This is a genomic window from Parafrankia sp. Ea1.12 (genome assembly GCF_900465275.1).
GTDB lineage: Bacteria > Actinomycetota > Actinomycetes > Frankiales > Frankiaceae > Parafrankia > Parafrankia soli.
This window is the reverse complement of the sequence record NZ_UBIZ01000197.1, coordinates 1-21,721: the sequence shown is the minus strand read 5'-3', so window position 1 is coordinate 21,721 and position 21,721 is coordinate 1. Positions and strand designations below refer to the sequence as shown.

Here is a 21,721-nt window from a genome sequence, read left to right as displayed (position 1 = left end):
GGCCCTCGAAAACTGGATCAGTCACTGGAACGAGAACGCCAGGCCCTTCAAGTGGACCAGGACCGCCGACCAGATCATCGACGCGATCGGGCACTACTGCGCGCGAATCTCCGGACCGGGACACTAGATTGACTGCCTACACTGGCAAACCGTGCACCCTCCGCCACCGTTTGCCCGGTTCCTTCCGTGACGCCCCCCTCGCTGGCCGTCGCCGGCGCCCCCGGGGGCGGTCCGACCTTCGTGCTCGTCGCGGGTGTCCCGCCGGCGGCGGTGTTCGGTCTGCGCCACGAGGTCTTCATCGAGGAGCAGGGCGTGCCCGAGGAGCTGGAGCGCGACGTCCTGGACGCGAGCGCCGACCACGCCGTCCTGCTCGGCGCGGACGGCGTGGTGCTCGCGACGGCACGGTTGATCACCCCGGCGGGTGCCCAGGAGCCGGCTGCCGGGCGCGGGAGGTTCGGCGTGGTCGGGCGGGTCGCCGTCCGGCGCCCGTACCGCGGGCGGGGCCTCGGGCAGTTCGTCACCGAGGCCCTCGAGCAACTGGCGGCCGAGCGGGGGCTGACCGCGATCGAACTGCACGCGCAGCAAAGGGCCGAGGAGTTCTACCGGCGGGCCGGCTACCGGCCGCGGCCCGCCCGTTTCGGGCCGGTGCGCGACAGCGAGGCGGGCATCGACCACATCTGGCTGCGCCGCGACCTCGAACCCGGGTCGCGCCTCGATCCGGGTCGGGATCCACGGCACGCCGGGGTCGGCGAGCTGTGGATCCGCGGCGCCTCCCCGGACGCGCTCCGCGTCGTCGCGCGTCTCGGCTACGCGCGTACGGGCCGGGAGCGTGGGGCGCGGGAGCGTGCGGGAGCACCTGAACTGGAGTACCGCCGTGCCTCGGTCGCGCCATGAGCCGGGGGTGCCGTGCCGCGGCTGGTGCGCCGGTGCCGGCGCGGTGGGCGTCGCCGCGCCGCGGCTCTGGTGGTCCGGCTGTGCCCTGTCGCCAAGCTGACAGGCCGTGTGTTGCCTACGAACTCGGCGCCGATGTTCATCCGGCGTGTTTGTCTGATCGTCCGTAGAGGGAGGGTGTCACCATGACCGTCGCACGATCGTTCTCAGTGGGCCGGGCGGGGCTCGTGGCCGTTCTGATCGCCGGCACGTTCGCGTTCACCGGCCAGACGGCGGCCCGAGCAGGTGGCACCCCGGGGGCCGAGTGCCCGGGCGGGCAGGAGTTCGAGGTCGCCGCCACCGGCGACGAACCTGATCCCGGCCCGCCGGTCCGGCTCGAGGGCGGCTACTACGCGCACACCGCGTCCTTCTGGCCGCCCCGGTCCGCGGTGCTGTGCCGCACGGAGTCGGGCACGGACCAGCCATCCGCCGAGGTCACCCACACACCCGGCCTGACCTGCCCGTCCGGCGCCTCCGAGCTGGTGGTCCCTGACGTGATCCCGGCCGATTTCGAGACGCACGTCGTGGCGGACTCCGGGGCGCTGCTGCCCGCCGGCTGGTACTCGCTCCCGTCGCTGGATCCCGAGTCGGCACCGGCCGGCGCCCAGTCCGTGGTCGCGGGCAGCCCCGGGAGCACCAGCCCCGGGACCACCAGCCCCGCGACCGAGGGCGGCGCGACCGAGGTCGGCGCGTTCACCGACAGCGGCACCGCGCCGGATTCGGACGGCGCCGGCACGGTCGTCTGGACCACCGTGTGCTGGTCCCAGACCGATCCCGGCGTCCCGGCCGCCTGAGCTCCCCGCACCGCGGGCCGCGAACTCTCCGGGCGGTGCACGGAGGCCGGGGCCCGGTGACGACGAGGGCCGTCCCGATCGATCGGGACGGCCCTCGTGTTCACGGCGGCTCGGCGAGGCGAGCGCCTGTGCTCAGTAGCGGTAGTGGTCCGGCTTGTACGGGCCCTCCACAGGCACGCCGATGTAGTCGGCCTGCTGCTTCGTCAGCGTCGTGAGCTTGACGCCCAGGGCGTCCAGGTGCAGCCGGGCGACCTTCTCGTCCAGGTGCTTGGGCAGCGTGTAGACGCCGACCGGGTACTGCTCGGTCTTGGTGAACAGCTCGATCTGGGCGATCACCTGGTTGGTGAAGCTGTTCGACATCACGAAGCTCGGGTGGCCGGTGGCGCAGCCGAGGTTCATCAGCCGGCCCTCGGCCAGCACGATGATCGAGTGCCCGTCCGGGAACACCCACTCGTCGACCTGCGGCTTGATGTTGATCTTCTCGATGCCGGGAGTCTTCGTGAGGCCGGCCATGTCGATCTCGTTGTCGAAGTGCCCGATGTTCGACACGATCGCCTGGTGCTTCATCGCGGCCATGTGCGCGGCCGTGATGATGTCGTAGTTGCCGGTGGTCGTCACGAAGATGTCGGCGGTCGAGACGACGTCCTCGAGCGTGGCGACCTGGAAGCCGTCCATAGCGGCCTGCAGCGCGCAGATCGGGTCGATCTCGGTGACGATGACGCGGGCGCCCTGGCCGCGCAGCGCGTCCGCGCAGCCCTTGCCGACATCGCCGTAGCCGGCGACGACCGCGACCTTGCCGCCGATGAGCACGTCGGTCGCCCGGTTCAGCCCGTCGATGACGGAGTGGCGGCAGCCGTACTTGTTGTCGAACTTCGACTTGGTGACCGAGTCGTTCACGTTGATGGCGGGGAAGGCGAGCGTGCCGGCCTTCGCCATCTCGTACAGCCGGTGCACGCCGGTGGTGGTCTCCTCGGTGACACCCTTGACCGACGTCGCGGTCGTCGTCCACCGGCCGGGCTTCTCGGAGATCGTGCGGCGCAGCGTCTCCAGGATGATCGCGTACTCCTCGGAGTCCGAGGCGTCGGTCGCCGGGACGGCGCCGGCCTTCTCGAACTCGGCGCCCTTGTGGACGAGCAGGGTGGCGTCACCGCCGTCGTCGAGGATCATGTTCGGCGCGCCGCCGTCCGGCCAGGACAGCGCCTGGTCGGTGCACCACCAGTACTCATCGAGGGTCTCGCCCTTCCAGGCGAAGACCGGCACGCCCTTCGGGTCGTCCTTGGAGCCGTTCGGCCCGACGACCACCGCGGCCGCGGCGTGGTCCTGCGTGGAGAAGATGTTGCAGGACACCCACCGGACGTCCGCGCCGAGGGCGGCGAGCGTCTCGATCAGGACCGCGGTCTGGATCGTCATGTGCAGGGAGCCCATGATCCGGGCGCCCTTGAGTGGCTGGCTGGCCGCGTACTCGGCGCGGGTGGCCATCAGCCCGGGCATCTCGTGCTCGGCAAGCCGGATCTCCTTGCGGCCGAACTCGGCCAGCGCGAGATCCGCGACCTTGAAGTCGAAAGTCATGCCCTCTCCTCATTGCGCTCGGTGGCTGCCGAGCCTGTACGGCGGTGTCACGTTCCGCTTCCGGGCTGCCGGCATGGCGGACAGCCGTCCGCCGCGACAGCGCGAGTCAGTCGAGCGTGCCACAGGGGTGCCGAACGACGAAGACCCGGTCCGGCCGCGTCACACCGGACCGGGTCCGTCGGCCCGCCCGGTAAGGGCGGAGCCGACCGCGCCGTCAGCTCTCGGGGGTGGGCCCGGCCGAGCCCCCCGCGGCGGGCGGGGTAGAGCTGCCGGCGGGCGGTGCCGAGCTGCCGTCCGGCCCGGGCGGCCCACCCACCCCGGCGCCGGCGGGGGCCGGGGTGGGCAGCGGGATCGCGCCGGCCGCGAGCCGCGGGCCGCGGTAGACCCAGCCGCGCTCGTCCGCCCACAGCAGCAGTGGCGGCAGCACGACGAGCGCGGAGAGCAGGGCGACGCCCACGTTCAGGGCCACCACCAGGCCGAAGTCGCGCAGTAGCGGCAACGAGCTGAACGCCAGGACCACGATCCCGATCACCGCGGCGAGCGCGGACACCATGAAGGCACGCCCGGTGCGGGCCGCCGCCTCCTCGATGGCGGCCAGCGGGTCGCGCCCGCGGCGGCGCTCCTCGATGTGCCGCATGACGATCAGTGTCGTGAACTCCGTGCACAGCGCGATCACGAGTGGCCCGCCGACCGCCGTCAGCGGGCTGAGGTCGAAGCCGGCGAGCCAGGAGACGATCGCGGTGAGCCCCACCGCGATCAGCACGGGTATCACCGACACCACCGCGCGGACGATGTTCCGGTGCCACAGCAGCAGGATCAGGAACACGCCGATGAGCGCGAAGTACGTCAGCTCGACGCGGTTCTTCTCGAAGTTCTCCAGCAGGCCGGTGCCGACGACGGCCAGGCCGGACGGCGTCGCGCGGATCCCTTCGGGCGGGCTGACCGTCGCCCGGATGTCGTCGACGACGACCGCGCGTTCCTCCAGCGCGCCCGGCCCGGTCCGGAAGATCAGGTTGAGTGCCTTGCCGTCCAGGTTGACCGTGCTCTTCTGGATCGCTTCCGGCGTGACCCGGTAGGCCCGCTCGATGTCCGCGCCGGTCGGGGCGAGGAGCGTGGTGTCGGGCACCTCCATGAGAAAGCTGATCGTCGTCACCAGGCTGGACGCCGTCAGCAGTTTCTGGGGGTGCTCCTTGAGCTGCTGGTAGGTGAAGTCGTGGACGAACTTCACCGTCCTGTCGTCGAAGACCTCACCGGACTGGATGTAGACGCCCAGCTCGCTGCTGGACCCCGTCTGCGCCTTGAGGTCCTGGATGTCGTGCACGACCTGGGAGTCCTGGCTCACCCACTTCTCCGGGTCGGTCTGGACCTTCAGGTCGCCCTCGACGACCAGCCCACCGGCGAAGATCGCGGCCGCGAGCACGACGAGTGGGATGGCGGTCACCCGAGGTAGCGAGCCGAGTGCGACCACCGCGCGTCCGAGCGGGCCTCGTGAGTAGTCCTTCGGCGCGGTGGGGGAGCGGCGCTCCCGGAACCCGAGCGAGGCGGCGCTCAGCAGCACGGTCGCGACGACGATGACCGGCAGGCCGATCGCGAGCAGGACGCCGAAGTCGCGGATCATCGGCACCTTGCTGAACTCCAGCGCGAGGAACGCGACGATTCCGGCGACGGTGGCCACCGCCAGGGCCGGCATCAGCCGGGCCAGCGCCTCGGCGACGGGATCGCGGGCCCGGTCGAGCTGTGCCTCCTCCTCGACCCTGCTGTGCAGCTGGACCGCGAAGTCGATGCCGACCCCGAGCAGGACGGGCATGCCGGCGATGGTCACGACGGACAGCGGCACGCCCAGATAGCCCGCGAGCCCGAACGCCCAGACGAGGCCGACCGCCACCACCCCGAGCGGCAGCAGCCGCCAGCGCACGGCGAAGGCGACCAGCAGCAGCCCGGCCATGATGACCAGCGAGATGGCTCCGAGCGTGAGGAAGCCGCCGCGCAGGTAGTCGTTGATGTCACGGAGCAGCACGGCGGCGCCGGTCGTCATGACGTCGGCGTTGTCGAAGGTCAGGTCCTGCATCGCGGCCTCGGTGGCGGACGCTCCGTGGCCCTCTTCCTTGATGGACGCGTTCCCCTTCAACCGGACGATCATCTGCGCCGTCCGGTCGGTCGGGAAGAACGACTCGAGCGACTTGCGGACGGCACCGGTGTTGTCGTGCAGCAGGAAGTCCGCCCAGTCGGGATCGTCGAAGTCACGCCGATCCGCGGGTATCGCGTTGATTCGTTCCAGGGTGCGCAGCGAGTCGGCAAGCCGCCGCTTTGCGGAGTCCGGATTCGGATCGCGGCTCTGGGCGTCGAGCAGGATCTGCCCCGCCGGGCTGCTGATCGGATTCCCGTCCGGGCTGGTGACCAGGTTCGCGGTGAACTGCAGCGCGGTGAGCGGGGTGATCACGCTCTCGATGCGCGGGTCCTTCTCCAGTCGCGCGGAGAGATCGCGGAACTTCTCGACATTGCCGGTGGTGAAGAGGTCGACGAGATCCGCGCCAGGCTTCGTGGTGAACAGGACGATCATCGCCTGGCCGCCGAAGAGGTTCTGGTAGGCGACGTTGTCCTTGGCTACCTGCGAGTCGGAATTGAGATAGTTGTCCTGGCCGGTGGTGAACTCCAGCTTGGTCAGGCCGAGACCGAGCACCGCGGTGATGATCAAGGTCACCGCGGCCACCACGCCCGTCCGGCGGCCGACCGTGCGTCCGAGGCCCGACCAGAATCGCGCCGACCCACCAGATGGGGCGGACGGGTCGGACGGCGCTGGCGAGCTTGGCATCAGGCTGCTCCGGGGATCGAAGATGTTCGCGGGGGGCCTGTGAGGTCCGTCCGTGAACGGTTTCCAAGGTGTATAGCGCACGTCACATCCGCATGCCGACCCCTTGCGCGGGAGAAAATCATCCCGAGGCCGGCATACGGCCTCGGACGGCTCCGCTCACCACCGACCAGTTGATGCTGGTAGCGGGACTTTGCCCCTGGTAGGAGGAGTCCCGCCGGTACGAGCGGGTGCGCCGGGTTCGGATCGGCACTGCACGTGCGGTCTATCGATCTCCGGAAAAACGGGTGTCCGGACGAGCGTGCGTGGGCGCTCAGGAAATGTGCGGAGCGTCCGTCACATCCGGGCGAGGTGCCCGGACGCCCGGCGGACCGGGCGACGGGCGCCTTCGGTTGCTGTCAGGTGCTGTCAGGTGCTGTCAGATCAGGTGTTGTCAGGCCCTCGCGTGCTCCCGCGCCGGCCGCAGCTCGATCGTGGAATCGGCACCCGGGAAGAACAGGCCCTCATGGCCGTCATCCCAGCGGACCAGGTACGGAGGGCCACCGGCGACGCCGCGGACTTCGATGATCACCCCATGGCGCTCAGGGCACCCGACCGTCCGGCCGTGGACGACGAAGCGGTCCCCGACGGATGCGTACATGATGTGTCTCCCTTCGGCCATTGGTGCGCAACGCCGCCGACCGAGGCGACGCGCATCGCTGCGCGCCCGCCACGGCTGTCCGGCGGGCTCCTCCGGCGCGGCCGGCCCGGGGTGCGAGCGCCGGCGCCGCCCCGGTGGAGCGGTAGTTCCGGAGTAACACGGTTCGCGGCCACGGGCAGCTTGGAGGGGGAGGAACGCCGCGAAGGTCCGTTTCATCAATTTTGCGCGGGGGGGCGGGACGTCGGGTGGTGCCGCGGCGGCCGCGGCGGCCTCGGCCGTGAGCTGACTATGTGATTTCGGCTATAGTCGTCGGCTCCGACGTCCCGGTGTGCGCCATGTCTCGCCCTGACGTGCACGGTGGGTCCAGTCCGGACACTTCGCCCACGGACCGCCGAATCCGCATGTTGTTGGCATGCCGGTGCCCAAGCCGGGCACAAGTGTGGCTGACAGGTGTCGGGCATCTGACACGACGGTGGGTGAAAGTGCCCGATGTGGTGGAAATAGCCGAGGGTTGTTCGCCGTTGGTTTATCTCACTGTCACCCGTCGTGGCGACCGGCGTGTCGCATGCGTGCCGGGCTGATGGCGGACCGCAGCGAGCGTGGCGACTGAGAGTCAGTGCGTGGCCGTCTCCGGGGGATGAGTGCGGGGTCACACTTCCCAGGAGCTTGCTCTACTTACCGATCGGCCGGTAAGAACGTGAGGTTAACGGGGCATGTCGGCGGGAGGGCGTGAGATGCACCGGGGCGGCTCATGGTGAGCATTCCGTTTCCTTCGCACGGGCGGGCCGGGTCCGCGACCGGGTCTGTCACGGTCGGCTCGGGGAGCGCCGGGTGGCGGGCGACCCGCACCGGTCGCGTGGCGGCCACGACGCTCTTCTTCGCCGGCCAGGTGCTGCTGCTCGCCGCGCTCTACATGATCTATCGCATGGGGCGGAAGATGGCCGTCGGCCGGGAGCCCGAGGCGCTGGCCAACGCGCGGGACGTCTGGAGCCTGGAACGCCTGCTCGACCTGCCCAACGAGTCCGCGGTCCAGCAGCTCGCGCTGCACTCCACGGAGCTGCTGGAGCTGGCGAACCGCTTCTACGTCGGGGTCCACTTCCCGGCGTCGATCGCGTTCCTGCTGTGGGTGATGATCCGCCACCGGGACTACTGGCCCCGGGTGCGCACGGTGATCCTCGTGTCGACCGGCGCCGCGCTCATGATCCACATTCTGTACCCGCTGGCGCCGCCCCGGTTCCTGCCGCAGGAACTGCCGCACGTCACCCTCGTCGACACCGGCGCGGTCTTCGGGCCGTCCCCGTACACCGCCGGTGACGCGGTGGCCAACCAGTACGCGGCCATGCCGAGCCTGCACGTCGGCTGGTCGATCCTGGTCGCCTGGGGAGTGGTGAGCATCCTGCGCTCACGCGCGCGGTGGCTCATCATCGCGCACCCGGTGATCACAACCGTCGTCGTCGTGATCACCGCGAACCACTACTGGCTGGACGGCGTGATCGGCGGCAGCCTGGTGGCCACGGCGGTTCAGCTCACCCGGCTCGAGGCGCACGCCCGGATGCGACTGTGGACCATCGCCGCCGGCCAGCGGCTGTGGGGACGGACGGGTGAGGCCACCGCGTCGCTTGCCGGCTCGCCGTCCGGAGCCCTCGGTGGCGTGGGTGTCGGCACGGGTGTCGGGAACACGACTGATACGGATCCGCGGACTGGAACAGACCACGGGACGGGTACGGACCACCCGGTGGGCGTGCCCTCCTCCGTGGTCCTCACGGTGGTGCTTCCCGCCGCGCGCGGCGGGCCTCCCCGCGCTGACCTGCCCGCACAGCGTCCGTTCCCACCGGGCGGCACCGAGCCGGAGGACCGTCCGCCCACGGCGGCGCGGGCCGACGTCGCCGCGGTGGAATCCGCCGACGGCGAGAGCGGCTGACCGCCGCCGATCGTCCGCGGTCACTCCTGCCGATGCCTCGGTCGGACAGCCGTTCCCGGCACTAGGCTCGGCGGATGGCGGTGGATGATCTCGCGGGGTCACGCCCGGTGCGCGACGAGGACGCGTTCGACGTACCCGCGGTGGACGGCTGGCTTCGGCGCCGGCTGCAGGAGCGGGCCGCGGTCGGCGCGGCCGAGATGGGGGTCGCGACCGGCGCGGGGGTGCTGACCGAGCGCCCGCCCGTCGCCCGTTCCATCCCGCCGCCGGGCCGCCCGCAGGTCCGGCAGTTCTCCGGCGGCGCGTCCAATCTGACCTACCTCCTGCGCTACGAGGACCGCGACCTCGTCCTGCGGCGGCCGCCGCACGGGCGGAAGGCGTCCGGCGCACACGACATGGCGCGGGAGTACCGGGTGCAGGCCCGGCTGCGCCCGGCGTTCCGGTACGTCCCGCGGATGGTCGCCTTCTGCGACGACCCCACGGTGATCGGCTCGGAGTTCTACATCATGGAGCGGGTGCCCGGCGTCATCCCGCGCTCGGAGTTCCCGCGCTCACTCACCTTCGACCCGGAGCGGACGCGCCGTCTCGCCTTCCACGTCGTGGATCTCCTGGTCGCCCTGCATGACATCGACCCGGTCGCCCACGGGCTGTCCGACCTGGGGCGCGGTGCCGGGTATGTCGATCGGCAGCTGACCGGCTGGGCCCGGCGCTACCGGGAGGCCCGCACGCCGAACGTGCCCTCCTTCGAGGTCGTCGTGCGCTGGCTCATGGAGTACGCCCCCGAGGACGTCGCGACGTGCGTCATCCACAACGACTTCCGCATCGACAACGTGGTCTTCGACGTGGCCCGTATCGACGACGACGGCCTCCCCCGAATCAGTGGCGTCCTCGACTGGGAGATGGCCACCCTCGGCGATCCGCTGATGGACCTCGGGGGTGCCCTCGCGTACTGGGTGCAGGCTGACGACGACGACCTCTTCCGGCTCACCCGGCGCCAGCCGACCCACAGCCCGGGCATGCCCACCCGGGCGGAGATCGTCGAGTACTACGCGGCACGGCGCGGGCTGGACGTCGGCAGATGGCCCTTCTACCAGGTGTTCGGGCTGTTCCGGCTGGCTGTCATCGCGCAGCAGATCTACTTCCGCTACCACCACGGCCAGACGACCAACCCGGCGTTCCGCGAGTACTGGCAGGTCGTCACACACCTCGAGAAGCGGTGCCTGCGCGTGATGGCGGCGGCCGGCCTCTAGCGCCGCCCTCGACCTGCGGCCGCTGCTCTGACTGGCGGAACTGTCTGTTGTCCTCTACCGACGCGCTGGTCCACCGCGGGTGGAACGCGGATACCGTTGATCATCACGTTTCGTGTCACAGATGTGGTCGGAGTGTGACTATTGTCGATCAAGGGGCAGCGGATCAAAGGGCAGTGGATCGAAGGGCAGTGGGCCGAAGGGGCTCCGGTCGCCGCCGCGGCGGCGGTGCTGCGCCGGGTCGCGGTGGAGAGCTCGTCGTTGCTTGCGCCGGTGATCGTCCTGGACGACGACGAGACCTGGCGGTCACCCTGGCAGCGCCGCTGCCATGGCCGCATCGACGAGTGGACGTCCGCGCTCGCGGCCGGCGCCCGTGCGGCGCGGGAGCAGGCGGTGCGTCTGGAGTTCCTTGCGGCTCGGGGCGCCTGGGGGGCCGTGACGCTCGGGCCGGCGGCGGTGAGCGCCCCGCGCTCGCCCGTCTCTCATCCGGCCGTCGTGGGCGTTGCCTTCTCTCCGGAGCGGCTCGCGGAGCTGGCCCGCCGGCTCCGGCGTGCCGCGGACGACGCGGCCCGGCTCGCGGCCGAGGTCAGGCGCGTGGCGCACGCCCTGCCCGGTGACATGGGTGGTGCCCTGGCGGCGGAGGGGTGCTGTCGGGGCCTAGACCGGGTGGCGGCCGAGGCACCCGACATGGCCGGCGCCATCGACGGCAGACTGGCCTACGCCGCGTCTGGCGCGTCTGCCGGGTTCGGCGGGTCCGGCGGGTTTGCGACATCCGCTCCGGCCGTGGAGCGGGCGCCGGGTCCCGAGATGCAGCACGCCGCCCGGCTCACCGAACCGCGGTCGGCGGGCGCGGACACAGCGCGCACCGTGGCCGAGCTGACCGCGTCGATCGGCGCGGACCCGTTCCGCCTCGATCCGCGTGAGCTGAGCGAGCTGTCCACCCGGCTGGGCCGGCTCGGCCCGGCCGAGCTGCGGGCGGTCATCGGCGGGCTGCGGGGGCGCCCGCTGGAGGTGCTCGCCGCCGCGGTCCGTATCGCGCCGACCCGGGTGGAGCTGCGCACGCTGGGCCTCCTGCCGGCCGTCCTCTCCCTTGGTGACCTGCTCCTGCGCGGGGCGCCGGCGTCGATGGTGGCCGAGATCGCGCGGCTGTTCCCCGGCCTCGAACCGTCCATGGGCGGGCGGTATCGGCCGTGGGCGTACACCGCGGGGCATCCGCCGTCCACCGGCGACCTGACGATGCGCGACCACGGTCGCGATCCGGTCTGGGCGAGCGGTGTCACCCCGTCGGACGTCGGCCAGGGCGCGGTGGGGGACTGCTACCTCCTGGCCGCGCTCATCGGTATCGCGCAGGCCGATCCGGGGCTGCTGCGCCGCAATCTGCGGGAGAACCCGAACGGGACGGTCAGCGTCACCGTCCACCTTCCTACCGGCGCGGTCCCGGTCACGGTCACCAGAAGCCTGCCTGCCCGGGCGGAGGCCGGGCAGGAGATCGCCGCGGACGCGGACAACGCCGCGGGCGAGCCGGAGCTCTGGGCCGCGCTCTACGAGAAGGCCTGGGCGCGGACGGCCGGCAGTTACGCGCGTCTCGAGGGCGGTGACCCCGCCACCGCGATGGAGTACCTGACCGGCACAACCGCCGCCCGCCGCCCGCCGTCCGCCGTGGGTGTCGACGAGCTCGCCGCCAGGCTGGCAGCCGGTGGGGTGGTGACCGTCGTGACGCGTTCGGACCCGCCGCCGGGTTGCGGGCTGGTGCCCAACCACGCCTACGCGGTACTGAAGGCGGACGCGCGGACGAGGCAGGTCCTCCTCCGCAACCCGTGGGATCAGACCGGCACCGACAACCGGCTGGACTGGCGCGACTGGGACGGCCTGAAGCCGGCGCTGGCGGGCGTCCAGTGGGCTTCGACCGGCCGCGGTCCGCCGCCTCGTTGAGCGGCCTTCTCCGGGCGTCAGGTGTCAGGCCCGGATGATCGCTACGGGGGCGGCGGAGTGCAGCATCGTCTGGTGGCTGACCGAGCCCAGGAGGAGCTCGGCGAATCCGCCCCTGCCCCGGGCTCCGACGACCAACAGGTCGGCGTCGTGGCTGGCCTCGAGGAGGGCCCGGGTGGCAGAGGCGGGTACCAGCTGACGGCAGACGTCGATCTCCCCGGAGCCGGGCGCCGGAGCGGCGAGCCGGAGCACGGCGGGCTCCGTACCGCCCGGCTCGGCGGGCTCCCCTGGCTCGCCGCCGGGGATCGGGCCGAGGACCTGTTCGATGGACTCGTCCAGCACGGCCCGCGCCTGGCCTTCGAGCGCCTGCACGATCTCCCCGGACGTCTCGGCGAGCGGGAGGGGGACCGCGGCGAGCCAACTGTGGATGACATGCAGCGGTGCCCCACGCAGTGCCGCCGTGACCGCGGCCCACCGCAGCGCGGCCAGCGAGTTGGGTGAGCCGTCGACCCCGACGACCACCGGCCGCCGGTGCGGCGGGCCCTGCCCCGGTGCGCTCGTGGGGCTCAGCCGCCCGTCGGCGACCGGCCCGGCACCGGCGAGGCCGTCCGCATCGGGCTCGCCGGCATCCCCCGAACGGGGGAGTCGCGCGACGACCACTGGCACGGGGGAATGGACGGCCACGGACGTACTCACCGATCCGAGCCGCAGGCGGTGCAGGAGCCCGCGCCCGCGCGCTCCGACGACGATCATGGCGGCGTCCCGGCCGGCGGTGAGCAGGGCCTCGGCGCCAGGAGCGTCCACCACCTCCTCGAGGACCTCGAGTCCCGCGGGGATGGGGGCAGCACTGATCGTCTCATGCAGGAGGTGGCTGGCCGCGAAGGCCAAGGTGGCCTCGTCGTGCGGCCCGGCGATCGCGTCGGCGGACCTGCGTACGGCGGCGGGCTGCTCGTCGGCGCAGGACCCGAGGACGGCGCGCACCCGCAGGCCGCGCCGGCCGGCCTCGGCGACCGCCCAGGTCAACGCCGCCGCGGAGCCGGGGGATCCGTCGATCCCGACCACGATGTCGGCTGCTGTGCCCACCGTAGGACCGCTGTGCCGTTCGGTCGCCGGCGCGCCGGTTCGTTCCGGGGTCTGGTCCGCCTGCGTGCCGGTCAGGGCGCCGTCGGTCATCGTTGTCCTCCTGCTCGGCGCGATCTGTCCGTCCCGGGTCGCGCCTCGGCGACGGCGGCGGGACGTGCCGTCGGAGCGGACCTACCCGGCTCGTCGAGCGGGAACCCGAGCTGTCTGGCGAGCAGATCGTTGTTGCCGGGTGGGGGTGGTGGGCGGCCGGACACCGCTGTGACATCAATCAGTTGTCGCTTTTTTGGGTTGAGCTCGACTCTGATGTGTGCCGATGATTGCGAATAAAGATCCTCAACGTTGTGATTCGCGAGAGGTTTTTGACCTCGGCGCAGCAGAGAAAATTCGATCGAATCATGCGCCGTGGCCGGAGTGTGGCCTCGCTGTGCGCAGTCTGGCTCGGAGCCGGCGGGCCCAACCGGGTGGTGCCGATCATTCCGGACTGTCACGGACGATTCCCTCCCCGGCCGGTGTGCGCTCTTTGTATGCTCTGCGTCCGCGCATCGAGGTCACCGCCGATGGTTGGAGCACCCGGTGACTTCGCGGTCACACGACGCGGTGAGGGAGCTGTGTTCTGGACGTGGGTGGGCGGTGGTCGGCCCCGGCGCGTCGCCGCGGGGGGCGGAGTAACGTACGTGAGCGGACGAAGGCCCGCGTATCGTTGTCTCCCCGCCGGGGTTCCGGGTGCTGCCGGAGCGGCCTGGCTCAGATGACAAAGGTGCATTCGACAACCTGCGCGCTCCGGGGGTGAGCGTCGTGCCCCCGGGAGCGCGCACCCTGAGTTCCTGGCTAAATGCCCGATAAAGCGATCGGACAACTACGAGACCGCACAACAACGCGATCTCAGCATCACTGGACGGCCTCCACGACTGATACCAAAGACCATCGAACGCGCCAGTCGGCGGCTGCGTACCCGTGACCGGTCGGTCGCGAGCGGAGGAGCCGCGGGGGCGGCGGCCTCCGGCACCGGGAGACGCCCGCCATCTGAGGGAAGGAGGAACGTGGCTTCCGACACCATGACCCAGTTAGTCATTCCTGGCGCCCTAGTGATGGTCAGTACTCCCGATCGAGGTGTCCCGGTCGCGAGCACGGCGGACTGGCACGACGCTCTCCTGAACGTCAAGTCGGGCGTCACGCCCGCGATGAAGCTCGTCGCCTTCACGATCTGTACGCACTGCGCCCCGGCGGACCGGCCGGCGCCGAGCGGTGCCTACGTCACCTCGCCCGGCCTGTCGCTGCTCTGCGAGCAGACGAACTTCAGCCGTACCCACGTGCAGCGGCAGCTGTCGCTGCTGCGGGCGAACGGCTGGCTCGTGACGATCACCCGGCCCGCGGCCGGCCGGCCGGCGCGGTACCTGCTGAGCGTGCCCGTCGCGGTCGCGCGTGCGGGCGGCTACCGGCTTGCCGGCGAGGACGTCGAGCAGCGGGACACGGAGCTGGTTGGCGCGACCGCCGCGCCGGCCCGCCGCACCCCCGGCCTCGCCGCGGTGACGTCGTCCGATCGCATGCTCACGACCCCCCCGGCACCGGGCGGGCCGTCGGAGCCCGGCCGGGGCTCCGGGTGCCTCGCCTCCGGAACCCTGGAGCGGCCGGCGCTCGTCCGCCGCCGCAAGCGCGCGACGTACAGCGCGGGCGGCCGCGGGGTTGTCCGGGTGCGGCGCAAGCCGCGCACGCTCCCCCCGTCGGCGGTCACGGACGTGATCGTGGCCGCGTCCTCGGTGGCGCCGGTGACCGTGGGAGACACAGCCTCCGCGGCCGGCCCGGAGCAGGTGGACGAGGCGCGCCCGATGGCCGTCGGCGAGACGAGCTACGTGCCGTTCGGTGGCGGCCAGATGGGCTCCGACGTCGCTGCCGGAACAGCGGGCGGCGCGGTCCGCGCAGTGTCCGACATCTCGACAGGGGCCGTCGGCGCGGCACAGTCTCCGACGGCACAGTCAGCCTCGTCCGCACAGTCGGCGTCTGCGCCTTCATCGTCTGTACCTTCTGCGACGGCGCAGTCCGCGTCCGCGCAGTCGGCGTCCGCGTCGGCCATCTCGGCATCGGCGGCCTCGGGCCGTTCACTCGGGCCGCGGCCGATCGTTCCCGTGAGCGAGCGGGTAGCCGGTGCGGCCCGGGCGCCGGAGGCCTCCCTCCGCGGGGTCGCGACGAGCGCCGAGCCGCCGATCACACCTGCACCGCCCGTGCCCGCGCCTCAGCCGACGGCGCCCGGGCCGATCGCGCCCGTGTCTCAGCCCCCTGCGCCGACCGCGCCCGCGTCCCAGCCGACGATGCCCGCGCCTCAGCCGCCCGCGCCCGCCCCGGCTACGACTGCGCCGGCTACGACTGCGCCGACCGCCGAGGCACCGTCGCCTGAATCGCAGCCGCAGCCGCAGCCGCAGGCAGCGGCACCGGAGCCGGAGTCGGAAGCCGAGCCGGAACCGGTCGAGTCACCTGTCGTGGACGAGATCCGGATGGCAACCCGCCAGGTGATCGAAATCCTCGCGAAGATGCTGCGCCGCCAGGTCGAGGACTTCGCGGAGCTGGACAGGCGGGTCTACGAGGTTCTCTCCGAAGGCGACTGGGCTCCGGTGGAGTTGGCCACCCACCTGGTCAACTTCGTCGCCAACGGTGTCTGGGTGAACGGCGACGATGTGGCCGACAACATCCGGTGGCGGATGGACCGGCTGCCGTTGGGCGTGACCGAGTGTGGCTGCAAGTCCTGCCTGGGCTGGCGGGCCGCCCCGGAGCGTCCGCCGCGACCGGCACCGCCGTCGGCGCCTGGGCCGTCCGCGGCGGGGGCGTCCGCGAGAACGTCCACCCCGGTGCGGGCCGCCGGACCGCCACCGGCCGGTCCGGTCGCGGCGGTCACCACCGCCGCCGCGACGAAGGCGGGTTCGGCGCGGTCCGGGCGTTCCCCCGCCGCGAACCCTCCGGCGCCGCCGGCCCGTCCGGCCTCGACCTCGGACGTCGTGGCGAACCAGGCGAGTTCGGCTAAATCGGCTAGTCAGGTGAATCGGGCGGGCCCGGTGGAGCAGTCGCCTGCCGCGCCGCCCCCGCCGCCGGATCTCGCCGCGATCGCCGCGGCGGCGGCCGCCGGAGCGGAGGAGGCCCGACGCAACGAGGAGGCGAAGCGACTCCAGACGGCCGGTATCTCAGCAGCCGGTGACTCGGAGCCTGGTGACCTGGTGGGCGGTGACTCGATTGTTGAGGGCTCATCGGCCCAGACCCCGCCGGGCACCGCGGGCGTGCAGAACGGTACGAGCCAGGAAGCGGAGCCGCTCACGGAAGATTGAGTAGAGCGCGATGGTCGTCCGTCACGCTCCGTTCCCGGCGCCCCGGCGCACCTGAATGCCTGGCGGCATGATGGGGCACATGGGCGGCGACGAGACCGAGCGGTCGGGCGCGGACATCGAGCCTCGGGACGACTGCGACGTCCTGGTGATCGGCAGCGGGTTCGGGGGCAGCGTGACCGCGCTCCGCCTGGCCGAGAAGGGCTACCGCGTCACGGTCGTCGAGGCCGGCCGCCGGTTCACCCCGGCGACACTGCCGAAGACGAGCTGGGACATCCGCAGGTACCTGTGGCTGCCGCGGCTCGGGTGCCACGGGATCCAGAAGATCACCCTGCTCGGGCGGGTGCTGGTGCTCTCCGGAGCAGCGGTCGGCGGTGGATCGGTCGTCTACGCGAACACGCTGTACCGGCCCCTGGACGGTTTCTACGACGATCCCCAGTGGGCGGACATCGCCGACTGGCGTGCCGAGCTCGGGCCGTTCTACGGCCAGGCCGAGCGCATGCTCGGCTCCACCCGGAACCCGTCGATGACCATGGCGGACGAGGTCTTCCGGGACGTCGCACGGGATATGGGCGTCGGGGACACCTTCCGCCTGACCGACGTCGGCGTGTTCTTCGGCCGCGACGGCCAGCGCGAGCCGGGGGTGACGGTTCCCGATCCCTACTTCGGCGGCGCCGGCCCGGCCCGGACGGGCTGCGTCGAGTGCGGCGAGTGCATGACGGGATGCCGGCGCGGCGCGAAGAACACCCTGGACCGCAACTACCTCCACCTGGCCGAAGGGCTGGGCGCCCGCATCGTGGCGGACACGACCGTGCGCTCGGTGCGCCCCGACGGGCGCGGTGGCTACGAGGTCGAGACGGTGCGCACCGGCAGCCGGCGGCGGGACGCGCGGCGCTGGACGGCCCGCCAGGTCGTGTTCGCCGCGGGCGCCCTGGGAACCCAGCGCCTCCTGCTCGGCATGCGCGAAGAGGGGCACCTGCCCGGCATCTCCGACCGGGTCGGCCACCTGACCAGGACGAACTCCGAGGCGATCCTGGGCGCGACCCGGCTGCGGCCGGATGAGCGGATCACCCGGGGGGTGGCCATAACGTCGTCCTTCTACCCGAACGATCACACGCACGTGGAACCTGTCCGGTACGGCCGGGGCAGCAACCTCATGGCGTTCCTGTCGAGTGCCATGACCGACGGCGGCGGCTCCCTGCCACGCTGGGCGAAGCACCTGCTGCTGCTGGCCCGCCGCCCGTACCTCACGCTGCTCGCCCTGCCGTGGCGGTGGTCGGAACGAACCATGATCGCTCTCGTCATGCAGTCCCGGGACAACTCGCTCACCGTCAGCCGGCGCCGCGGGCCGTTCGGGACGTCCTGGCTGACGAGCCACGCTGGCCACGGGGAGTCCAACCCGACCTGGATACCGGAGGGCAACCAGGCGGCGCGGCTGGTGGCGGAGCGGCTGGGCGGGCATCCGGGCGGCGCGATCACCGAGCTGGCCGACATCCCGCTGACGGCGCACATCCTCGGCGGGGCGGTCCTGGCCGCTGATCCCGCCCGGGGCGTGATCGACCCGTATCACCGGGTTTTCGGCCATCCCGGCCTGCACGTTGTGGACGGCTCGGCGGTGCCGGCGAACCTCGGGGTGAACCCCTCGTTGACGATCACGGCGATGGCGGAGCGGGCGATGGCCTTCTGGCCGAACCGGGGCGACACCGACCCCCGCCCGCCGGTGGGCGCGGCGTACCGGCGGATCGCGCCGGTGGTACCGCGGAACCCGGCGGTGCCCGCGGACGCACCGGGACATTATGAAATAAGTGCCCTGACCAGGACGAATACGGATATTCCCCGGGATGTGGTAGCTGGCGGTGGCCGGGAGACTCCTCACAATATGTAATCAGAGTCACATTTCCTGGAGATATGGCTGGCGGCAGTCTCTGGCCGAATTCCGTCGGCGGCCCCGGTTATGTTCCCAGGCATGTCGACTCCACCCGACACAGGAACAACACCGCAGCCGCCGGCCGGCACGTCGGGGCGGTTCGGTCTCGCCCTGTTGGTCATCTGTGGGGCACAGTTGATGATCGTTCTCGATGCGACGATCGTGAACGTCGCGCTGCCGAGCATGCGTGACGATCTCGGGATCAGCGAGGTCGACCTGCCCTGGGTCCTGAACGCCTACACCCTCGCGTTCGGTGGCCTGCTGATGCTCGGCGCCCGGGCGGGCGACATTCTGGGCCGCCGCCGGATGTTCGTGGTCGGTGTCCTGCTGTTCGCCCTGGCGTCGCTGGTGGGCGGGTTCGCGACGACCCCGGCCTTTCTCTACGTCGCCCGGGTCGTACAGGGGGTCGGCGGCGCGATCGCGGCACCGGCGGCACTGTCGCTGGTGACGACCACCTTCCCGGAGGGCCAGCAACGGAACCGGGCGTTCGGCATCTACGCCGCGATGTCCGGATCGGGTGCCGCGATCGGGCTGATCCTCGGCGGCGTCCTCACCGACCTGCTGTCCTGGCGCTTCGTCCTGTTCGTGAACGCGCCGATCGGCCTGCTCGTGGCCCTGCTGGCGCCGCGGGTCCTGACCGAGGCACCCCGGCGGACGGGAACGTTCGACCTCCCCGGCGCGGTCGGGGTCACCGCCGGTGTGACGGTCGGCGTCTACGGCCTGACCAGGACGACCACCCACGGATGGTCGGACGCGCTGACTCTGCTCTGCCTGATCGGCGGGGTCGCGCTCCTGGGGCTCTTCCTCCTCCGGGAGGCGATGTGCCGCGAGCCGCTGGTTCCGCTGTGGCTGTTCCGGAACCGGGATCGCGGCGGCGCCAATCTGATCATTCTCGCCGTCGCCGCGGCGATGTTCGGTGTCTTCTACTTCCTCACCCTGTTCGTGCAGGGCGTGCTCGGCTACAGCCCGCTCCAGACGGGCTTCGCCTTCCTGCCCGTCAGTATCGCGATCATGGTGGCGGCGGGAGTCTCCGGCCAGGTGCTCGGCCGGTTCGGGGCGAAGCCGTTGCTGGTGATCGGCCCGCTGATCGCGGCGGGGGCGCTCTTCTGGCTGTCGACCCTGTCGGCGGACTCGTCCTACCCCACGTTGCTGCTGCCCGCGACGGTGCTGTTCGGCTTCGGGGTCGGGATCTCGTTCGTCCCGCTCACCGCCGTCGCGGTTGCCGGCGTGGACGCGGCTGACGCCGGCCTGCCCTCCGGTCTGCTGAACACCACCCAGCAGGTCGGCGGTGCCATCGGGCTGGCGGTTCTCGCCACGGTCGCCAGCACGGTGGCGAACAACCACGCGGCGGACGCGGCCAGCGCCGCCGGGTCGGCCAGGCCCTCGCCTGCCGCGATCATCGAGGCCTCGGTCGCCGGGTACGCCGACGCCCTCCTGGTCGGGGCGGGGATGTGCCTGGCAGCGATGCTCGCCGGGCTGTTCATGATCACGTCGGCCGCCGGCCGGCTGGAGTCGGCCGGTGCAGCCGAGGGCGCATCCCAGCCCGTTCCCGGCCACGTCTGAACTGACGGCGTCGGACGAGCCGGCGGCATCGGAACCAGCGGGGCGTCTGAGCCGACGGCAGACGGTGCCCGGCCCGAGGAAGGGCCGGGCACCACGCGCCGGTCAGGTGCGCCGGCCAGCCTCGGTCATGGTGTCGACGCCGGGCATCTCCTCGAGCCCGGAGGTGACCTCCGGGCTCACGCCGTCGGCGAGGTCGGAGCGCAGCGGGGTGACCGGCTCGGCCGTGATCGTCTCGGTGTCGGCGCTGGCCAGGTAGCGGCGCGCCGCGACGGCGGCGGCCGCGCCGACGCCGATGAGGAACAGCGTCACGACTCCGCGCCGCCGGCGGCGGTGCACCCGGGCGAGCTTCACCTCGGCCTTCTCCAGTCGCTTCTCCAGTAGCTCCTGAGCGCGGTCGGCCCGCTGGCGGGCCTTCGACTCGGAGCGGACGGCCTTGCGCGACCGCGACTTCTCCAACCGGAGCTCGGTCGCCATCCGCGCCCGCTCGGCCGACAGCTCCGCGCTGGAGCGGGCCTTCTCGATCCGCCGGGCCGTCCGGCCCGACACCGCCGACGCCTTGCCGACGGCGAGCCCCGCGGCCTTGCCGGCAGCCTTGCCCGCGGCCGTCCCCCCGGCGCCGGAGACGTCGGAGACCCGGTGCACGAGTGTGCTGCTGGCGTCACGGGTGGCGTGCGCCGCCGAGCCCGCGGTGCTGCCGGCCTTCAACGCGGCTTTCGACGCCGCCGCGCCGGCGCGATCCGCCGCGTTCTTCGCCGCGCCAGGGAGCCCGCTCACCGGCGCGGCGTCCGTCACGTGCGCGAGCCTGTCCTTGAGTGTCGTGCTCATGGCATCCCTTCGCTTATTGCGTCGTGGCCTGTCGCGATCCTGGTGCCGGATCGCGCCCGGCGGCCGGCCACGGCTCCACCGGCGTGTGTTGATACGCGCCGTCAAGATCTGTGCAGTGTCCCGTACCCCGTTCGGTGGCTCCTAACAACGCGGCGGGACGTCGGGTCGTGTCACCTACCCTTGTGACACATGCCCTGTGCTGTCCCGGGTACCGACGGTTACCGGTGGTCCCGTGTGGGTGCGGACCGTGGTGCCGCTCGGGTACGGCCCGGGGTCCGGGGCGGCGTCCGGCGTGCCTGTCGGGATGTCCGGGAGCCGGCCGCGGGCGGCGCGCCAGGTTCCGGTCGGAGGTGCGGCATACGATCGGGGCCAGGACACGCCGTACGTGCCGAAAAGACGGAGAGAAGAGAGGCCCCATGGCCGAGGAGCTGTACGCGACGGTGCGCACGACTCAGGGCGACATCGAGATCAGGTTGTTCCCGGATCACGCGCCGAAGACGGTCAAGAACTTCGTCGGGCTCGCGACCGGGTCCCGGGAGTGGACCGACCCCGCGACCGGCGAGAAGAAGACCGGTGTGCCGCTGTACAGCGGGACGATCTTCCACCGGGTGATCCCGAACTTCATGATCCAGGGCGGCGACCCGCTCGGCAGCGGCCGGGGCGGCCCCGGCTACCAGTTCGCCGACGAGTTCCACCCCGACCTGCGGTTCGACCGTCCGTACCTGCTCGCGATGGCGAACGCGGGCCCGGGCACGAACGGCTCCCAGTTCTTCATCACCACGGCGGCCACCGACTGGCTGAACCGCAAGCACACGATCTTCGGCGAGGTCACCCGGGGGACGGACGTCGTCGACAAGATCGGTAAGACGCCGACCGGCGCTCAGGACCGCCCCAAGACCGACGTGGTGGTTCAGGAGATCGTCGTCGAACGCCGCCCGGCCTGAAGCGTCGATCATGAGGGCAGGGGCGGCGCGCGCGACCGACCGGGATGATCGCAGGTGCCCGGCGCGGCGGGTCCGGCGGTGACGGACTCGCCAGCGGGTGATCCGACCCGTGCGCCGGAAGGCTCTTCTGATGCGCCCGGGGGTTCCGGTGGGGCCGGTAGTGCCGGCGAAGCCGAGATCCCGCGTCCCGCGTCCCCCCTGCCCGCCGCAGGCGAGCCGCCGCCCGCCGCCGGCC

At 71.9% G+C, this 21,721-nt stretch carries 14 protein-coding genes; 9 read left to right on the top strand and 5 right to left on the bottom strand.

Annotation, left to right across the window (positions count from 1 at the left end; translation table 11 throughout):
• Window positions 1-186: 186 nt before the first annotated feature.
• Window positions 187-894: a GNAT family N-acetyltransferase gene (locus FMEAI12_RS06890; protein WP_235013776.1), complete on the top strand. Its 708-nt coding sequence runs from the start codon at window positions 187-189 to the stop codon at window positions 892-894.
• Between the two features lie 182 nt (window positions 895-1,076).
• A complete protein-coding gene (locus FMEAI12_RS06885; RefSeq protein ID WP_112105385.1) occupies window positions 1,077-1,724 on the top strand; it encodes a hypothetical protein in 648 nt (215 codons plus the stop codon).
• 132 nt (window positions 1,725-1,856) lie between these two features.
• On the opposite strand, the gene ahcY is transcribed toward FMEAI12_RS06885, so the two are convergent.
• The 3 genes from ahcY to FMEAI12_RS06870 all read right to left on the bottom strand — a co-directional run bounded on the left by ahcY (window position 1,857) and on the right by FMEAI12_RS06870 (window position 6,742).
• Window positions 1,857-3,293 carry an adenosylhomocysteinase gene (ahcY, locus tag FMEAI12_RS06880; RefSeq protein WP_071064009.1) on the bottom strand — a complete coding sequence of 479 codons (1,437 nt, stop codon included), beginning with the start codon at window positions 3,291-3,293 and terminating at the stop codon, window positions 1,857-1,859.
• 214 nt (window positions 3,294-3,507) lie between these two features.
• Window positions 3,508-6,105: an RND family transporter gene (locus FMEAI12_RS06875; RefSeq protein WP_112105384.1), complete on the bottom strand. Its 2,598-nt coding sequence runs from the start codon at window positions 6,103-6,105 to the stop codon at window positions 3,508-3,510.
• 430 nt (window positions 6,106-6,535) lie between these two features.
• Entirely contained in the window at window positions 6,536-6,742 is a 207-nt protein-coding gene (locus FMEAI12_RS06870; protein WP_112105383.1) for a DUF1918 domain-containing protein, read from the bottom strand.
• 751 nt (window positions 6,743-7,493) lie between these two features.
• On the opposite strand from FMEAI12_RS06870, the gene FMEAI12_RS06865 reads away from it, so the two are divergent.
• The 3 genes from FMEAI12_RS06865 (at window position 7,494) to FMEAI12_RS06855 (ending at window position 11,839) form a co-directional block, all read left to right on the top strand.
• Window positions 7,494-8,663, top strand: coding sequence for a phosphatase PAP2 family protein (locus FMEAI12_RS06865; RefSeq protein ID WP_112105382.1), 1,170 nt, complete (start codon window positions 7,494-7,496; stop codon window positions 8,661-8,663).
• A 74-nt stretch (window positions 8,664-8,737) separates the two neighbouring features.
• Window positions 8,738-9,910, top strand: a complete 1,173-nt coding sequence (locus tag FMEAI12_RS06860; protein WP_235013775.1) for a phosphotransferase family protein — start codon at window positions 8,738-8,740, stop codon at window positions 9,908-9,910.
• Between the two features lie 141 nt (window positions 9,911-10,051).
• The gene (locus FMEAI12_RS06855) at window positions 10,052-11,839 is read left to right on the top strand and encodes a C2 family cysteine protease (RefSeq protein WP_112105381.1); all 1,788 of its coding nucleotides are present in this window, start codon (window positions 10,052-10,054) and stop codon (window positions 11,837-11,839) included.
• A 24-nt stretch (window positions 11,840-11,863) separates the two neighbouring features.
• Here the strand turns inward: FMEAI12_RS06855 and FMEAI12_RS06850 are convergent, their stop codons facing one another.
• Window positions 11,864-13,009: a universal stress protein gene (locus FMEAI12_RS06850; RefSeq protein WP_112105380.1), complete on the bottom strand. Its 1,146-nt coding sequence runs from the start codon at window positions 13,007-13,009 to the stop codon at window positions 11,864-11,866.
• 965 nt (window positions 13,010-13,974) lie between these two features.
• Between FMEAI12_RS06850 and FMEAI12_RS06845 the strand changes: the two genes are divergently transcribed.
• From FMEAI12_RS06845 to FMEAI12_RS06835, 3 genes are all read left to right on the top strand, one after another.
• Window positions 13,975-16,230, top strand: coding sequence for a hypothetical protein (locus tag FMEAI12_RS06845; protein WP_235013774.1), 2,256 nt, complete (start codon window positions 13,975-13,977; stop codon window positions 16,228-16,230).
• Window positions 16,231-16,309: 79 nt separating this feature from the next.
• On the top strand, window positions 16,310-18,112 hold the full coding sequence (locus tag FMEAI12_RS06840; RefSeq protein ID WP_112105378.1) for an FAD-dependent oxidoreductase: 1,803 nt from the start codon (window positions 16,310-16,312) through the stop codon (window positions 18,110-18,112).
• 69 nt (window positions 18,113-18,181) lie between these two features.
• Complete coding sequence (locus tag FMEAI12_RS06835) at window positions 18,182-19,717, top strand: MFS transporter (RefSeq protein WP_306769274.1); 1,536 nt, start codon at window positions 18,182-18,184, stop codon at window positions 19,715-19,717.
• Window positions 19,718-19,819: 102 nt separating this feature from the next.
• On the opposite strand, the gene FMEAI12_RS06830 is transcribed toward FMEAI12_RS06835, so the two are convergent.
• A complete protein-coding gene (locus FMEAI12_RS06830) occupies window positions 19,820-20,542 on the bottom strand; it encodes a hypothetical protein (protein ID WP_071063995.1) in 723 nt (240 codons plus the stop codon).
• Window positions 20,543-20,958: 416 nt separating this feature from the next.
• Here FMEAI12_RS06830 and FMEAI12_RS06825 point away from each other — a divergent pair, with 416 nt between their 5' ends.
• The gene (locus FMEAI12_RS06825) at window positions 20,959-21,486 is read left to right on the top strand and encodes a peptidylprolyl isomerase (protein WP_071063993.1); all 528 of its coding nucleotides are present in this window, start codon (window positions 20,959-20,961) and stop codon (window positions 21,484-21,486) included.
• The last annotated feature ends 235 nt before the right edge of the window (window positions 21,487-21,721 follow it).

Excerpts from the sequence above, each read along its gene's own strand:
- FMEAI12_RS06885 (WP_112105385.1), top strand. The coding sequence starts at position 1,077 with ATGACCGTCGCACGATCGTTCTCAGTGGGCCGGGCGGGGCTCGTGGCC.
- ahcY (WP_071064009.1), bottom strand. The coding sequence starts at position 3,293 with ATGACTTTCGACTTCAAGGTCGCGGATCTCGCGCTGGCCGAGTTCGGC.
- FMEAI12_RS06875 (WP_112105384.1), bottom strand. The coding sequence starts at position 6,105 with ATGCCAAGCTCGCCAGCGCCGTCCGACCCGTCCGCCCCATCTGGTGGG.
- FMEAI12_RS06870 (WP_112105383.1), bottom strand. The coding sequence starts at position 6,742 with ATGTACGCATCCGTCGGGGACCGCTTCGTCGTCCACGGCCGGACGGTC.
- FMEAI12_RS06865 (WP_112105382.1), top strand. The coding sequence starts at position 7,494 with ATGGTGAGCATTCCGTTTCCTTCGCACGGGCGGGCCGGGTCCGCGACC.
- FMEAI12_RS06860 (WP_235013775.1), top strand. The coding sequence starts at position 8,738 with ATGGCGGTGGATGATCTCGCGGGGTCACGCCCGGTGCGCGACGAGGAC.
- FMEAI12_RS06850 (WP_112105380.1), bottom strand. The coding sequence starts at position 13,009 with ATGACCGACGGCGCCCTGACCGGCACGCAGGCGGACCAGACCCCGGAA.
- FMEAI12_RS06845 (WP_235013774.1), top strand. The coding sequence starts at position 13,975 with ATGACCCAGTTAGTCATTCCTGGCGCCCTAGTGATGGTCAGTACTCCC.
- FMEAI12_RS06840 (WP_112105378.1), top strand. The coding sequence starts at position 16,310 with ATGGGCGGCGACGAGACCGAGCGGTCGGGCGCGGACATCGAGCCTCGG.
- FMEAI12_RS06835 (WP_306769274.1), top strand. The coding sequence starts at position 18,182 with ATGTTCCCAGGCATGTCGACTCCACCCGACACAGGAACAACACCGCAG.
- FMEAI12_RS06830 (WP_071063995.1), bottom strand. The coding sequence starts at position 20,542 with ATGAGCACGACACTCAAGGACAGGCTCGCGCACGTGACGGACGCCGCG.
- FMEAI12_RS06825 (WP_071063993.1), top strand. The coding sequence starts at position 20,959 with ATGGCCGAGGAGCTGTACGCGACGGTGCGCACGACTCAGGGCGACATC.